The sequence below is a fragment of the Exiguobacterium sp. s125 genome, assembly GCF_018618605.1.
Lineage (GTDB): Bacteria > Bacillota > Bacilli > Exiguobacteriales > Exiguobacteriaceae > Exiguobacterium_A > Exiguobacterium_A oxidotolerans.
Genome location: NZ_JACSMI010000001.1, coordinates 470,692 through 487,066, shown reverse-complemented (window position 1 = coordinate 487,066; position 16,375 = coordinate 470,692). Strand labels below are relative to the sequence as shown.

The 16,375-nt window shown below is 45.5% G+C and carries 15 protein-coding genes; 3 read left to right on the top strand and 12 right to left on the bottom strand.

What is annotated here, in order from left to right:
* Positions 1-380: 380 nt before the first annotated feature.
* The 11 genes from trxA to zapA all read right to left on the bottom strand — a co-directional run bounded on the left by trxA (position 381) and on the right by zapA (position 11,670).
* Positions 381-689, bottom strand: a complete 309-nt coding sequence (gene trxA, locus KNQ05_RS02320; RefSeq protein WP_029331102.1) for a thioredoxin — start codon at positions 687-689, stop codon at positions 381-383.
* Positions 690-879: 190 nt separating this feature from the next.
* Positions 880-1,842, bottom strand: a complete 963-nt coding sequence (locus tag KNQ05_RS02315) for an electron transfer flavoprotein subunit alpha/FixB family protein (protein WP_214766536.1) — start codon at positions 1,840-1,842, stop codon at positions 880-882.
* Positions 1,843-1,857: 15 nt separating this feature from the next.
* Positions 1,858-2,631 (bottom strand): electron transfer flavoprotein subunit beta/FixA family protein, encoded by a 774-nt coding sequence (locus KNQ05_RS02310; protein ID WP_214766538.1) that lies wholly within the window; start codon positions 2,629-2,631, stop codon positions 1,858-1,860.
* 77 nt (positions 2,632-2,708) lie between these two features.
* The gene (locus KNQ05_RS02305) at positions 2,709-3,287 is read right to left on the bottom strand and encodes a fatty acid metabolism transcriptional regulator FadR (RefSeq protein ID WP_051667299.1); all 579 of its coding nucleotides are present in this window, start codon (positions 3,285-3,287) and stop codon (positions 2,709-2,711) included.
* Between the two features lie 71 nt (positions 3,288-3,358).
* Entirely contained in the window at positions 3,359-5,032 is a 1,674-nt protein-coding gene (locus KNQ05_RS02300; protein ID WP_214804364.1) for an AMP-binding protein, read from the bottom strand.
* A gap of 221 nt (positions 5,033-5,253) precedes the next feature.
* Positions 5,254-6,147, bottom strand: coding sequence for a YitT family protein (locus KNQ05_RS02295; RefSeq protein WP_034800851.1), 894 nt, complete (start codon positions 6,145-6,147; stop codon positions 5,254-5,256).
* Between the two features lie 188 nt (positions 6,148-6,335).
* Complete coding sequence (locus KNQ05_RS02290) at positions 6,336-6,743, bottom strand: DUF350 domain-containing protein (RefSeq protein WP_029331108.1); 408 nt, start codon at positions 6,741-6,743, stop codon at positions 6,336-6,338.
* 10 nt (positions 6,744-6,753) lie between these two features.
* A complete protein-coding gene (locus KNQ05_RS02285) occupies positions 6,754-9,120 on the bottom strand; it encodes an endonuclease MutS2 (RefSeq protein ID WP_214804362.1) in 2,367 nt (788 codons plus the stop codon).
* A complete protein-coding gene (gene polX, locus KNQ05_RS02280; RefSeq protein ID WP_088837578.1) occupies positions 9,121-10,836 on the bottom strand; it encodes a DNA polymerase/3'-5' exonuclease PolX in 1,716 nt (571 codons plus the stop codon).
* A gap of 45 nt (positions 10,837-10,881) precedes the next feature.
* Positions 10,882-11,430, bottom strand: a complete 549-nt coding sequence (locus KNQ05_RS02275; protein ID WP_088837579.1) for a CvpA family protein — start codon at positions 11,428-11,430, stop codon at positions 10,882-10,884.
* A 3-nt stretch (positions 11,431-11,433) separates the two neighbouring features.
* Complete coding sequence (gene zapA / locus KNQ05_RS02270) at positions 11,434-11,670, bottom strand: cell division protein ZapA (RefSeq protein WP_012371043.1); 237 nt, start codon at positions 11,668-11,670, stop codon at positions 11,434-11,436.
* A gap of 120 nt (positions 11,671-11,790) precedes the next feature.
* Between zapA and rnhC the strand changes: the two genes are divergently transcribed.
* Positions 11,791-12,717, top strand: a complete 927-nt coding sequence (gene rnhC, locus KNQ05_RS02265) for a ribonuclease HIII (RefSeq protein WP_088837580.1) — start codon at positions 11,791-11,793, stop codon at positions 12,715-12,717.
* A gap of 14 nt (positions 12,718-12,731) precedes the next feature.
* On the opposite strand, the gene KNQ05_RS02260 is transcribed toward rnhC, so the two are convergent.
* Positions 12,732-14,201 (bottom strand): UDP-N-acetylmuramoyl-L-alanyl-D-glutamate--2,6-diaminopimelate ligase, encoded by a 1,470-nt coding sequence (locus KNQ05_RS02260; protein WP_214804360.1) that lies wholly within the window; start codon positions 14,199-14,201, stop codon positions 12,732-12,734.
* Positions 14,202-14,334: 133 nt separating this feature from the next.
* On the opposite strand from KNQ05_RS02260, the gene KNQ05_RS02255 reads away from it, so the two are divergent.
* Positions 14,335-14,997, top strand: a complete 663-nt coding sequence (locus KNQ05_RS02255) for a response regulator transcription factor (protein ID WP_088837582.1) — start codon at positions 14,335-14,337, stop codon at positions 14,995-14,997.
* Positions 14,981-16,366: a sensor histidine kinase gene (locus KNQ05_RS02250; RefSeq protein ID WP_214804358.1), complete on the top strand. Its 1,386-nt coding sequence runs from the start codon at positions 14,981-14,983 to the stop codon at positions 16,364-16,366. Before KNQ05_RS02255 ends, KNQ05_RS02250 begins: the two co-directional genes overlap by 17 nt.
* Positions 16,367-16,375 lie beyond the last annotated feature (9 nt).

Below are 16,375 nucleotides of genomic sequence, written 5' to 3'. Positions count from 1 at the left end.
AAAAGAGTGCCTCCGTAGTTCAGGAGGCACTCTCTTTGCGGCGTATGGACAAACTCTTATGAAGCTACAGCAAAGCTGCAGGGTCGCGACAGCTTGCAATCTAAAGCGTCTGTAAGCATGAGTTTCCTTCACGGTATGACCTAAAAAGCGTCACGTTTCGTTGACTCCTACGGGAAAACGTGCGTTTTCAACGCACGTTCAGAGGCAGGCAAGACCCTGCTCGTTGGCCGTGAGGACCAAGGAGCAACGGCTTGCGCCTCGCCCGAGGAAAGCAACGAAAAAAGACGCTGGATCTTCCAATATCACGTTGTTTACAGTCTGAAAAAAGAGTGCCTCCGTATTTCAGGAGGCACTCTCTTCTTTATGAAACATTCAACGAATTAGTTTGATTCAACGAATTCTTTTAATGCATCTTTAGGCATGAAGCCCATTGTTTTATTAACCGGCTCACCGTCTTTAAAGAGAACGAGTGTCGGGATACTTTGTACTTGGAACGCGCCAGCGATTTCTGGGTTAGCGTCGACATCAACTTTAACGATTGTTACGTCTTGCATGTCCGCATCGAGTTCTTCGAGAACTGGAGCGAGCATACGACAAGGTCCGCACCAAGTTGCCCAAAAGTCAACGAGGACGAGTCCTTTTTGTGTATCTTCTTTAAATGATTGGCTAGTTGCGTGTACGATTGCCATAAAATATTACCCCCTAAATTTTAGATTCATTTCATGTTTGCTACAGCAAAAGTGAAATCAACCTGTTTACTGATTTGAGTATAGCACAGCGATGTCGTTCGATAAAAGAAACTGCTCACGACGATTTTTACGCCGCCCACCGTGCAGAAAAAGAGGAGCAGAGGATGATTCCTCCACCCCACTTTTTAAATTAATGAACGAGCATTTTCTTGAATTCTGCTGTCAATAATGGCACAACATCAAACAAATCTCCGACGATGCCATAATCTGCGACCGAGAAGATATTCGCTTCCGGATCTTTGTTGATGGCGACGATGACTTTCGCATTCGACATGCCTGCCAAGTGTTGAATCGCTCCGGAAATGCCACAGGCGATGTAGAGATCCGGTGTAACGACTTTCCCCGTTTGGCCAATCTGTAACGCATAGTCACAGTAATCAGCGTCACAGGCGCCACGAGAAGCGCCGACTGCCCCGCCAAGTAAATCCGCTAATTCCTGTAACGGTGCAAACCCGTCGGCACTCTTGACACCACGTCCACCCGCAACGATGATTTTTGCCTCTGATAAATCGACCCCGCCCGTTGCTTTACGAATGACTTCAGAAACGATGGTCCGTAAATCTTTTAATTCGACCGTTACTGCTTCAATCGATCCGTCCGAACTGCCTTCCGCTAACGGTTCGATGTTATTTGGTCGGACCGTAAACAGTGTTTTACCTTCTGTGACTTTTACCTTTTCAAAGGCTTTCCCTGAGTAAATCGGTCGGATGAACAACGCATCCGCTCCGCTTCCCTCGATTGATGTGACGTCACTGATTAAACCGGCTTCGAGCTTCGCTGCGATTTTGGGTGACAAATCTTTTCCGAGCGACGTGTGACCGAAGACGAGTACATCCGGTGACACACGGTCAATCAGTTGCATGAAGACTTGTCCATAACCGTCCGGTGTATAGTGAAGAAGACGTGCGTCCTCTACGACGAGAACCTGGTTCGCCCCACGCGTCGCGAGTTGTGCCGCATCTTTTGCTACGTTTTCCCCAATCAAGGCGACGACGACTTCATCTGCTACAAGTTTCGCTGCCGCAATCGCTTCAAACGAAACATTTCGTAAATTACCATCACGTGATTCTGCAAGTACAAGTGCTTTTGACATATCGTTCATTCCCCCTTAGACTACTTTTGCTTCGTTTCGTAATAGCGCAGCGAGTTCTTCGACTTGTGTCGAGATCTCTCCTTCGAGCACTTTACCAGCGGCTTTGTTCGGTGGTAAAAAGCGTTCGACTGTCTCGAGACGTGGTGCTAGTTCATCTTCGTCCAGTTCAAGATCTGAGAGATCTAATTCTTCAAGTGGTTTCTTTTTCGCTTTCATGATTCCAGGAAGACTAGGGTAACGCGGTTCGTTTAACCCTTGTTGTGCCGTGACGAGTAACGGTAACGACGTTTTGATGACTTCCGTGTCCCCTTCCGAGTCACGTGTGACGACAGCATCCGTTCCGTCGATCTCTAACTTCGTGATCGTCGTGACATATGGTATGTCAAGCAACTGTGCGACACGTGGTGCGACTTGTCCGCTTCCACCGTCAACCGCTACGTTCCCGGCGATGATTAAGTCAACGTCTTGTTCCTTCAGATAACCAGCGAGGACTTCAGAAACCGAGAAATGATCCGCTTCTTCGACATCGTCCTCAATCGAAATACGAACCGCTTTGTCAGCCCCCATTGCAAGTGCTGTTCGTAATTCTTTATCCGCATCTTCCGGACCTACTGTTAAGACGGTTACGACTCCCCCTTGTGCATCCCGCACCCGAATCGCTTCCTCGACCGCATACTCATCATATGGATTGATGATGAACTCTGCTCCGTCTTCCTCAATCTTACCGTTTTCGAGCTGGATTGCTTCTTCCGTATCAAACGTCCGTTTTAACAACACATAGATTTCCATCACTAGCTCCCCCTTGTCAACTTCTATTCACCATCATCCGTTGTATCCGCTTACAAAAAGCTTGTCTTGAAAAGGGCTTAACTCAGCCCTTTGATCAGCATTCGATGAATACCATGTTGCGTTTCCAATAAATCATATTTAAAGCCACTCGCCATCCAACTCGTGACGACTTCATCAATCGTCCCGAAGACCATTTGTCTCGCCAACCGATAATCCAGTTCGGCTGAGAACTCGCCTGATGCGATCCCATTGTGAATGACACGGTCAATTAAATGGAGATATGGTTTGAGGACGGTCGCAATCTTTTGCCGCATCTCTTGATTTGACTGCCGTAACTCGATTTGTGTGACGACGGCCAAATCATAATCGACGGACAGTTGCTCCAAGTGTGCCTCAATCAATGCAGCGAGTTGTTTCGTCGCTGATTGATGATTCGCGATTTGAGCTTCTGAATACTCGATGAAACTCCCCATCTTCGCTTCGAACAAAGAGATCAACAGGTGTTCTTTGTTTTTAAAGTAAAGATAAATCGTCCCGTCTGCGACGCCTGCTTCTTTCGCGATGGCTGTTACTTTCGCGCCATGATAACCGTTTTTTGCAATCACTTTGACTGCTGCATCAATGATGCGATCACTCTTAGACATTGTTCTTTTCATAAAGATATCTCCTAACAAATAAAATGAATGATGGTTCATTCATATTTATTCTACCATGTCTTTCTTTACTGTCAACTGCTTTCTTCCAGCTGTTTTGCCCGTTCTTCTTCGACTAGGACACGGCGGAGAATCTTCCCTACAAATGTTTTCGGCAACTCTTGTCTAAATTCGTAGCGTTTTGGTACTTTGAACGATGCTAAGTTTTTTCGACAGAACTGATCAAGTTCTTCCTCCGTCACGCTCATTTCATCTTTGAGGACGATAAAGGCCTTCACTGTCTCACCTCTATAAGCATCAGGTACACCAATCACGACAGCCTCTTTGACTGCAGGATGTTCATATAAAATTTCTTCGACTTCACGTGGATAGATATTAAATCCTGAAGCGATGATTAAATCTTTTTTACGGTCGACAATCCGGAAATAATGGTCTTCCCCCACATATCCTAAGTCCCCCGTGTGCAACCACCCATCACGCAAGACTGCCTGCGTATCTTCTGGACGTTTCCAATATCCCTTCATGACTTGCGGACCTCGGACAAGAATCTCACCAATCTCACCTGGTGCTGCTAGCGTCTCACCATCGGCTTGAACGATTTTTGCGATTGTGTCTGGAACCGGAATGCCAACTGATCCTGGAACGCGTTTATCCCAAATGCAGTTCGTATGTGTGACAGGGCTCGTCTCTGACAAACCATATCCTTCGACGATCCGTCCACCCGTCACACTTTCAAATTTCTCCTGGACTTCGACCGGAAGTGGTGCCGAACCGGAAATACAAGCCTCGATGGACGAAAGATCATATTTTTTCAGTTTCGGATGATTTAATAAACCGACGTACATCGTCGGTGCACCCGGGAACAAGTTCGGTTTTTCTTTATCAATCGTTTTCAGCACTTGTTCAATATCAAACTTTGGTAAGATGATTTGCTCATACGCATTAAAAATCCCAAAGTTTAAGTTGCAGGTCATGCCATACACGTGGAAATAAGGAACGACCGCTAATAATTTACGCCCATCACCGCGTGAATATTTATAGAACCAGTGCCCAATTTGTTCGACGTTCGCGCTTAAATTGAAATGCGTCAACATGACGCCTTTCGGTGCTCCTGTCGTGCCACCGGTATATTGTAAAACAGCAATGTCTTCTTTTGGATCAATCTCGACCGGTTCAATCGGAGGGTGCTCTCGGTGTGTCAAAAAAGGAATGGATCCCGTCGTATCGACGATGATGTTGTTGTCCTTGCGTGATTTGATTGGATATAGTTTGTTTTTTGGAAATGACAGATAGTCTGCGATGCTCGTCGTCACGACCGTCGTCAAGGGCGTCGATGACTTGACTCGTGTCGCCTTCGGGTAGAGAAGATCGAGGGTGATGAGCATTTTCACAGAAGAATCGACTAGAATTTGCTCGAGCTCACGGTCCGTATAGAGCGGGTTTACTTGGACGACCGTTCCACCGGCGTATAATACGGCATAATAACTCAGCATATACTGCGGGCAGTTCGGCAACATTAAACCGACACGGTCCCCTTTTTCGAGCCCAGCTTCTTGTAAAACGTGTGCTAGACTTCTTGCTTCTTGTCGTACTTCCTTGAAAGTCATTCGTTTCCCAAGAAAACTCAGTGCCCGTCGCTCCGGAAAATCATCTGCCGCTTCATCTAAAGCTTGGTACAACGGAATCTCACGATAGTCGATTGATGCGGGTACTTGCTCTGGATAATCCTTTAACCATACTGAATCCATTCAAATCCCTCCCTGTGACTGAATTACTATTCATTTTTTATTATACGTGTTATTTACCCTTTACGGCTACTATTGGCTAAAAAAAGTTAAAAAATTCCTCTTTTCATGAAGACGGGTTTTCTTATGATTAAGGACTTCATCAAAAAAAAGCCTACCGTTCACAACATATGAACAATAGGCTTGGAACATAACATTTAATTTTAGTCTGACCTCGCTTCATCTTATCGTGAAGGATACGTAAATCCTTCTCCGATGACTTCACGTACTTTATGAATGACGACGAAAGCTCGTGGGTCTGCTGCTTCGACAATTTGTTTTAGTGGCGCGAGTTGGCGTTTATCGACAATCATATAGAGCATGTCATTTTTTTGTTTCGTAAAATGACCATGACTATGGATGACAGTCGCACTTCTTCCGAGTGTTTCCGTCAGCACAGTCGCAATCTCTTCTTGACGGTGACTAATGATTGTGACCGCTTCTCGAACATTCAGGCCTTCGCTGACGAGATCAATCAAATAAGAGCCGATGATGATTGCAATCAATGTATACAGCATCGTTTCTTCACCGAATAAGAACCCGGACGCTCCGACAACGATGACATCGATGATAAACATCGAGACTGCAATCCCGAGGTTCAAATATTTATTCATCAGACGGGCGATGATGACACCACCACCTGTCGTCCCCCCTGCGCGGATAACAAGACCGATTCCGACCCCGATCAAAATCCCTGCGTAAACTGTCCCGATCAGACGATTATCTGACGAAGTCGTGAATGATGCCGTCGTCGAGAGGACGAAGGATGTCACCGCAACCGAGATGACCGAGTAAATCATCGTTTTCCGACTTAAGAAACGATAGCCGATGATGAAGAGAATAGCGTTCGCAAGGAGCGAAACAAGTCCCGGATCCCAGCCATACAGGTAATAGAAGATCACCGTAATCCCAATTAATCCACCTTCAGATAAATCATTCGGTATCGTAAAGTAATTGACGCCAAATGATAAAATGGCGGAACCAACGATAATCCAAAAAATATCCTTCCACGAGATGGCTTGCATGGCTTCGAATGCACGTCGTCTCGTTTCATTTGTTGTTGTTTTTCTGACATTCATTCAATGTTCCTCCTTCATATGAAAAGTAGTCCTCACTCCATAAAAATTCCGCACTGAATGAAGTTCAGTACGGAATGATCACTTAGCAAAGCCAGTTCTTTTAATTCATAAAGATCCATAACAATCCGACGACTAAAAAAGCAATCGAGACACCAAACATAATTTTTGCTAACCGTTCTAACACAAGCTCACCCCACTAACGCAGAACCGATGACGAATGACATCCCAATCGAGAGAGCACACGCAATGATACCGACTGCGATGTTTCCTTTTTCGATTTCTCGGTCTACTGGGAGATTAGGTGTCAAGAACTCAAAAATCCAATAGGTCGAGATTAACAATAAAAATCCAAAGGCACTCTCTAAAAAAATTGCCCCGACACGTTCTTCACTTTGGACAGCGAAATGAACGATGTTTGCGAGTCCGATGATTTTTCCGCCTGTCGCTAGAGCAACAGCGATGTTTCCACTCTTGATATGTTCCCAGTTCCGATACCGTGTTGTCAACTCAAACAGTGCAAGACCCATGATAATTAAGAGACCCGCAACTGAATAGAGCGCCGTCGTATAGACGTAGACGTTTTCAAAGATGTTCATTCGCGTTTCCTCATTTCAATTCGATGATTGTCACGCCATGTCCACCTTCACCTTGACCACCGAGTCGAGACGTCTTCACGTGACGATTGCCACGCAAGTATTCCTGCACGCCTTGACGCATCGCACCCGTCCCGAGTCCATGAATGACACGGATATGATCATAGTTCGACAATAACGCCTGATCCATGAAACGTTCCAGTTTCGATAGACCTTCTTCTACCCGTACACCGCGTAAATCGAGTTCGGCTGACGGAGACGATTGTTTTGTGATACTTGAACTTCCTGACCGTTTTGTTGTCTTCTGGGTTGGTTTGGCTGCTCCGATTTTAGCGAGATCACCGGGCTTGACGTTGACTTTCATGATACCGACTTGAACCGTGTAGTCGCCGTTTGAGTTTTGATTGATGATGTAGCCTTTTTGATTGAAGGTCGTCACTTTGACTTCTTCACCTTTAGCAAACGTCGGCGTTTTATCATGTTTCGCTTTTACTTTCGCAATCCGCTGATCTTGTAAGGTCGGTTTTGCTTGTTCGAGCTGCTTGCGGGCTTCAATCAATTCATGTTCCTTGACGGCACCTGCATCACGGAGTTCTTTCAGGCGTTTGATAACGGCCTCCGCCTCTTTTTGAGCGCGTTCGACGGCTCGTGTCGCTTTTTCTTCTGCTTTCGCTAAAATTTCATTTTTCTCCTCAAAAATTTCAGCTTGTTCCTGTTCGAACTGTTCGCGGTCTAATGTCAGTCGTTCTTTTTCTTGTTGTAGTTCTTGCTCGAGTGATTCGGCACGTTGTTTCGCTTCCTCGAGTCGACCAATCATCGTTTCGACAGACTGAGCATCGCTTCCGACTTGACCACGCGCTGCCTCAATCACCATGTCCGATAAGCCAAGTCGTTTCGAAATTTCAAAGGCATTCGAGCGACCCGGGACACCAATCAGTAAACGATAGGTCGGGCTGAGTGATTCGACATCAAATTCCATCGAGGCATTGACGACACCTTCACGATTATAACCATAAGCTTTCAGTTCCGAATAGTGAGTCGTCGCGGCGACACGTGCTCCGCGACGCTTGACTTCATCGAGAATCGCAATCGCGAGTGCCGCCCCTTCCGTCGGATCAGTTCCTGCTCCGAGCTCATCAAATAGGACGAGGCTCATGAAGTCAATCTTCTCCATCATCGAGACGATGTTCGTCATGTGTGAACTAAACGTCGAGAGATTTTGTTCGATCGATTGTTCGTCACCGATATCTGCATAAATCGCGTCAAAGACACTCAGTTCCGTTTCGTCGGCTGCCGGCACGTATAATCCGGACTGGACCATCAGTTGTAGAAGACCAATCGTCTTCAACGTGACGGTTTTCCCACCGGTGTTTGGTCCAGTGATGACGAGTGATGTAAATTCGCCACCTAAGGAAACGGTGATCGGGACGACATCTTCATCCGCGATGAACGGATGGCGCGCTTCTTTTAAGACGATTCGCCGCTCTTCATTCAAGCGTGGCTCGACGGCACGGATTTGATGACCATACAACGCTTTCGCCATGATGAAATCGAGTTCTGCCAACACATCGAGATTAATCCGTAATGAATCTCCGACGGCACCGACAAGTGCCGATAACCGGGCTAAAATGCGTTCGATTTCGGCACGTTCTTTGAGACGCGCTTCTTGGATTTCGTTATTTGCGGCAACGACGGCTTGTGGTTCGATGAACAGTGTTGCACCAGACGCTGATTGATCGTGGACAATCCCGCCAAATGCTTGACGGTATTCTTGTTTGACCGGGACACAATAACGGTCGTTTCGCATCGTGACGATGGCATCCGACAACATCTTCGATTTACTGCGTAAGACACCGTCGATTTTCGAACGGACTTGTCCTTCGAGTGAGCGCAGCTGACTTCTTAACGACCGTAGTTTGTCACTCGCAGAGTCTTGGACGACGCCTTGGTCATCAATCGCATGACGAATCCCTTGTTCGATTTCGACGAGCTTCGTAATTTGCTCGATTCGGCTGTCGAGTGCCGGCAATCGTAAGTCGGGATTGTCCTCGTGCAGCCGTTCTTGAAAAGCTTTCACTTGGCGTCCGGAGTAAACGACGTCTGCTACAGCCAACAATTCACTCGTCGAGAGGATTGAACCAATCTCAGACCGTTTGACTTCACTACGCACATCCGTTAAACCGCCGAACGGATAACGGTCGCGTAGACGATAGACCGTCGTCGCTTCCGTCGTCACGGCTAAGAGTGCTTTGACTTGTTCATAATCTTCTGACGGTTGCATATTTTTGACGAACTGTGCTCCGAGCGAGCTAGCCGTTTGTTTGATGAGTAAGTCTTTCAATTTATCATATTCTAAGACGCGTAATGCGTTAGCATTCATTTAATCCACTCCTAAACGTTTTCGATCAAAGAAGGCACGCGCCTCCTGCGCCGTCCACGTATTGATGACATCTGTTGGTTCCAAGTATGCTTTACGTGCATGGAGGACTCCAAGTTTCATGTCTTCTAACATTTCTGGACGGTGTGTGTCCGTATTAATCATGATTTTAACACCCGCTGCCTTTGCTTTCGCGAGCGAAGCCGCCGTTAAATCAAAACGTGCCGGGTTCGCATTCAGTTCAAGCGCTGTCCCTGTCTCTGCCGCCAGTTCAATCAGGCGATCAACATTGACGGCATAACCTTCGCGCCGACCGATGATTCGTCCTGTCGGATGGGCAATGAGTGAGACATAAGGATTACGACAAGCATTTTCTAAGCGTTGCATGATTTCAGTTTCCGTCTGATCAAACTTCGAATGAATCGAGGCGATGACGTAGTCCATTTCCTGCAAGAACTCATCCTCATAATCAAGTGATCCATCCGGCAAGATATCCATCTCGACACCACATAAGATTGTCATGTCGGGATGTTTCTTACGCGCGGCTTCAATCTCAACACGTTGTTTGCGTAAGCGATCTATCGTCAATCCGTTGACGAACTTCATGTATTGGCTGTGATCCGTGATGGCCATCCACGAGTAACCGCGCGCAGCACAAGCATCGACGAGTTCTTCGACTGATAAGGTTCCGTCCGACCACGTCGTATGCATATGGACATCCGCTTGGATATCTTTTTCCGTAATCAGTCGCGTCAAATCTTGTTCAAACTCGTGGCGCCCGCTACGTAACTCTGGTGGGATGAACGGCAAGTCATACCGCGCGAATAATTCATCCTCTGTTTGTGGTTGGAACAAACCGTCTTTCGTCTCGACACCGTATTCCGAAATACTCTCACCACGTTCTTTTGCGAGTTGACGCATCCGAACATTATGATCTTTCGACCCTGTGAAGTGATGTAACGTCGAGGCGAATGCTGCGTCGTCGACTAAGCGGAAGTCGACTGCGATATAGTTCGTATCGCGTTTTAAGACGACCGATACTTTCGTCTCACCTGCCGCGATGATTTCATCGATTTGCTCAAGCTCGAGTAATTGTCCTTTGACGACTTCTGCTTGATCTGTCGACAAAATAAAATCAAGATCCTTGCACGTCTCTTCCGCGCGACGGAAACTTCCGCCAACTGCGAATCGGATGATTCCTTCAAATGCCGTTAGTGTCTGTTCGAGTTCACTTACGATTTTTCGCATGACACCGTACGGTAATCGTTCCGGTCGTGTTTCAAAGGTTTCGAGTGCCTTCACGTATTTTTCGACTGTCTTTTTCCCGAATCCCGGCATCGCTTCGACTGTACCATCCTCCAGTTTTTCGGCAAAGGAATCTGCATCGATGACACCGACATCATGTAATTTTGCGAGTTTCTTACCTCCGAGACCTGGAATCTTCAGTAGCGCAATCAGACCTTCTGGCACTTCTTGTTCCAGTTCCGAGAGTGCCGTACTCGTGCCTGTCGTCCGGAATTCTTCAAGGACCGCCGCTGTTCCTTTGCCAATCCCTTTCATCGCTGTGAAATCTTCAATGTCCATGAAATCGTGTTCTGCCGCTTCTAATATACTTGCCGCCTTACGAAAGGCATTGATTTTAAATGGGTTTTCACCTTTTACTTCGAGATAAACGGAAATCCGTTCTAAATGTCGAATCGCATCTTGAGTCGTTCGCATCGTCAATTCTCCCCTCAAAAAAAGCCCCCAGTTAACGGGAGCGCGTTATTTTATCAAACCGACTTTCGTCATGAGCCATTCCGCTAATAACGGTGTATGTTGAATCATGAATGTCGCCAAGCTCGAATTCGCAATGGCATCTTGAATCGATTGGACTGGCGCAAAGGCTGCCAAAAATAGAATCAAGAACACGAAAATATACATCTCGATGAATCCAAATATACCGCCGAGTAAACCTTTCACTTGTTTTAACACTGGAATGTTCGTCAAGGAATCAAACATCGATAAAATCATTGATAAAATGATTTTTGTCCCGAAAAACAGAACGATGAACCAAAATGCTTTATAAAATACTTCATCTAACCCAATTGAGCTCGGAATTGAAAACATCGTTAAATCAATTCCAGCATCGTCGAGTGTTGATGGATATGGAACCCATAATTTAAATTTTGCAGCTAACTCATCATAAAACGAGAGTGCCACGATGAACGAGATCAACAGACTCAGTAAATGTCCTGCTTGCAAGACAACGCCTCGACGGACACCTGTCATCGTTCCTAATGCGAGAAATAATAAAATAACAAAGGTAATCATAGTTTAAAGTTCACCCAAATTCTTTTTGATTTTTACGTAATCACTACCAATATTGAGAGCCGCTAAAACGGCAATTTGACGAACGTCGAGTTGTGGTGCTTGGTCTCGAATTTCCCGAATTTTTGTATCGACGAGGAGACCCACTTCACGTACGTGTTCTGGCGACTCCGTCCCGACAATCGTATAATCATTACCTGCGATATGAATCGTCGTCCGGTTCAGCCCTTCTGAATCAGCCATTATTCTGTCCTCCTCATACTTTGCTTCTTTCATATAGTACCATCATTTTTGAAATAGGAAAAGAAGTCCACCATCGGTCTAGAGGATGGTATGCTTGTTGTCTGAAAGGATGATCTATTTATGGGAACCGTCGTTTTAAAATTACCAAAGGATAAACAAGAAGTCGTTATTTCTGATTTTCAAGCTTCTCGTATCACATCGCCACCATATGCCCGCTTTGCTGCACGCACGAAAACCTGTGTCGTCACCATCTATAATTCAGGAAAAGTAATGTTCCAAGGCACAGAAGCTGAGGCGATTTCTGCCCGTTACGGAGCCCCGCTCTTAAAGAAAGCCCCTTCTACTGCGAGTGGACTGCTTCCGAGAGACTTCTCGACTTGGTCAGTCATCGGTAGTGATGAAGTCGGGAAAGGAGACTTCTTTGGTCCGCTCGTCGTCGTTGCCGCCTATGTAGATGCACAACAAATCGAGCTCGTCCAAGAACTTGGTGTGCGTGATTCCAAAAATGTCTCGGACATCGAAATCCGAAAGATTGCCCGCGACCTTCATGCCGTCATTCCGTACGAATTCCGAATCCTTCATAATCCAGACTACAATCGGATGCAGCGTACGATGACACAAGGAAAGATGACGGCACTTCTACACAATTCAGCGCTAGGTGGTCTGCTCGAAAAGCTCGAAGCCACTCCAAAAGCGATTCTAATCGATCAGTTCGCAGAAAAAGCGACCTATTATAAACACTTGTCTGGTGAAGTAAACCAAGTCAAAGAGAACGTTTATTTTTCGACGAAAGCAGAAGGACTTCATGTCGCTGTCGCAGCAGCATCCATCCTCGCCCGCGCGATCTTTTTGAAAGAGATGGATGTACTCAGTCAACAAGCGGGTACAGAAATTCCAAAAGGTGCAGGTGCAAAGGTCGATCAAGTCGCTGCATCACTTTTATTGAAACACGGTCCAGATCAATTAAAGAACTGGACAAAATTTCATTTTGCTAATACAAAAAAAGCGACACAATTAGCTGAAAAACGAAACCGACCATCATCCTAAGGAGTGGTCGGTTTTTAAATGGCTGACTCTTTTCCTTTCAAACGCCCTAACTCCGCGAGAAGAATTTTCGTTTCATTGAACGGGACACCTTCAGTCCCGATTCGCTCGATTTCTTCGTGTCCTTTTCCGACAATTACAACGCGTTTTCCTTCGAGCGCAATTTCAGCTGCCGCGAGCAAGGCATTTTTTCGATCTACGTGACAAGAAATGATTTTATCAGACGAAATATCCACGCTCAGTTCATCAATAATTTGTCTTGGATCTTCTCGTCTCGTATCGTGAACCGTGACGATAATTCCTGCACAATATTGTGCTGCAATTCGTCCCATTTCCTGACGTTTCGTCCGGTCACGTTCACCTGCTGCACTTAATACGACGTATAATGTCTCATTCGAAACGGATAGCGCTTCTAAACATTTTCTTAACCCGTCTGGAGTGTGCGCATAATCGATATAAATTTCCGTTCCTTCAAACGATAGCCGCTCGAGTCGCCCTTTGGGTAAACGAAGCGACGGGATATGTCGAATTAATTCATACATGTTGACCTCGCCTGTTTTCATCAATCCGATCGCGGCTGCTAAATTGGCCGCATTAAAGTTTCCGAGTAGCGCGATCGGGACTTCAGTAGTCGTTCCGTCAATTCGAACATTTACAGATTCCTCTCGCCACTCGACTACAATTGATGCTTCCGATTCTATCTTTGTCGAATACCACGTGACAGGAACATTTGCCCCGGCCCGCTCCATGACGTGACTCGCCGCATCTTCCTCATTTAAGACGAGTCCCTTCCCGTCATTCCTCGCTACTTGTTGAAACAACATGCCTTTCGCTTCCGCATACTCTTCCATCGATTGATGATAATCCAGGTGGTCATGTGAAAGGTTCGTGAACGCCGCTGCGTGGAAGGATACACCTTCTACACGTCCCTCAACTAACGCATGTGACGATACTTCGAGCATGCAGTCCGTTACGCCATTGTTGACCATTTCGTGTAATAAACGATGTAAGATGACAGCTTCCGGTGTCGTATTTGGTGTCTCAAAACGTTGCCCATCAATCAGAGCACCTACCGTACTGATCATTCCCGTTCGTCTTCCGGCAGCTCGAAACAAGTCGTAGGAAAGTTGCGTCGTCGTCGTTTTCCCATTTGTTCCAGTAATACCGTAGACTCTCATCTTTTGACTCGGATGGTCATAAAAAAAATTAGCAATCTTTCCTGCTGCTTGTTTCGTATCCGGTAAGAGAATCGTTGGAATCCCTACTACCCCGACTTGTTTTTCAGCAAGAATCGCAACCGCTCCGTTATCTTTTGCTTCTTGTACATATTGATGCCCATCTACCGTATAACCACGAATGCAAATGAACAGGCTCCCCGGCTTCACTTTGCGTGAGTCCGTTTCAATGCTTGTAATCACTGGGTTTTCTTCAGTCGTTAACTGGAAAGGCGAAAGCAAGTCTGACAGTAATTTGTGTTGATGATTCATGGTGTTCGCTTCCCTTCTATGTTCAAAATCCGAATTTGATTTTGATCCATTCTAGCATTTTCTAAACAGTCTTCCAGTAATCTTCAGTTAAACTTCAGGTAAGTATGCTACAACTAAAGTTGAGGTGAAAACTATGACACATATATTAATAGCAGAAGATGAATTCGACATTCGTGAACTGCTTACGGAATTACTTGAATCAAGTGGATATAACGTTTCCTGTGCCACAAATGGGATGGAGGCATTAAAGTTATATCAGTCCGATTCATTCGATTTAATCATTTTAGATATCATGATGCCCTATTTTGATGGTTTTGAAGTCGCACGCAACATTCGAAAGCAATCACAAACACCAATTATTTTTTTGACGGCCTTGCAGGATGAGGAAAATCAAGTGAAGGGATTTGACCTTGGAATCGATGATTACATCGCCAAACCCTTCTCACTTCGGATTTTACTACGAAGAATTGAAGCGATCATCAGACGAATCCAAACGAACTCTGAAGAACAACTCTCTTTTCGAGAGATTACCCTATTTCCGTCAAGCTATAACGTTTTAATTTCAGGAATTCAAACGACGTTGACCCTCAAGGAATTTCAAATCCTTCATTTATTACTTGAAAATCCTGGACGAGTCTTAGAGCGCGAACAGTTGATTCAACAACTTTGGGGATTCGATGCATTAGGAGATACACGTTTTTTAGATACACATATTAAAAATTTACGTAAAAAAATTGATTTACCTTACATTCAAACCGTGAAAGGGGTCGGCTATAAACTTGAAGCGACTAATTAAACGTCCACGCATCACGGGAAAACTTTTTTTCCTGACGATGAGTTTGTTGATTGTGGCAGTTCTTTCGACGATTGGTTTTTTATATGCGACATTACCTTCTTATTATCAAAGTTATCGGGAAGAGCAATTTCACGCGACGATGGCTTCTCTTCAAGAAGAGAGCACGCATCTCTCGAGCGAAAATCTCCTTCCGCTGCTCGATCAGTTAACGGCAAAAGGGATTCGTTTTTCCTTATGGACGGAAGAAGATCAATTGTTATACGCACCTGGTTTTGGACGTGGACCGGTTCGACGAACTGCCAATACTTCTCCTGCTGGAATAATTCAAGATTCAATTCCGCTTCAATTAGTAGACCAAACTGTCATTTTAGATGTCGATCAGATGATTCAGCCAATCGATGAAGTGAAAAGCGTTATTTTAAAATTAGCGCCCTATATCGTCTTACCCTTGCTTCTGCTAGCAGGTCTTGCCGCCTATCTGTATTCGCGCATCATCTCACGCCCACTCTTAACAATTAATCAAGCAACAAAAGAACTGGCGAACTTGAATTTTTCCGTCCGAACCCATCATACTTCTGCCGATGAACTGGGTGATTTGTCACGAAACATTAACCAATTGGCGACTAAACTTGAAGTCACGATGGAGTCGCTTCAAACATCCAACGAACAATTGCGGTTCGAGTCCGAAAAAGACCGTAAGCGCGATGCGGAACGTCGTCAATTATTCCTCGCCATCTCACATGAACTCAAAACACCCGTCACCATTGTGAAAGGTCAAATTGAAGGAATGCTGTTAAACCTCGGTGCCTATCGTGACCGGGATCATTATCTAGCTCGGGCGGGGCACGTCATTGAAGATATGGAGCGACTCATTGCCGAATTGTTAGAAGTCGCTCGTGTTGAGCAAATGAATCTTCAACTCACACCAATTAACCCACTCACATTAATCAAGCATCAATTGCAACAGTTCGATCAGTTAATTGTCGATCGCAACCTCGACATCGTCCTCATAGAAAACGAGTTGACTGTTCAAACCGATGCCCAGTTACTTGAACGGGCACTCCATAATCTCTTGATGAATGCGATTTCCTATACCGCTGTTAATGGAACGATTCATATCGAGTTCGAACAAGGAGACGAGTTGACGTTGCGCATTACAAATTTCCCAACGACCCAAGATTCGAGTGAGACCGCTGCCTGGTTTAATCCTCTCGAACGCTCTGAGCAATCCCGAAATCGTATACATGGTGGCAGCGGGCTCGGACTTTATCTCGTTCATCAAATCATGGAACGACTAGACATCGATGCTACTCTTCAAGGAAGTCCCAATCAGGTTCAATTTGCAGCACAGTTCAAATCAATCGTTTAAGATTTCCTC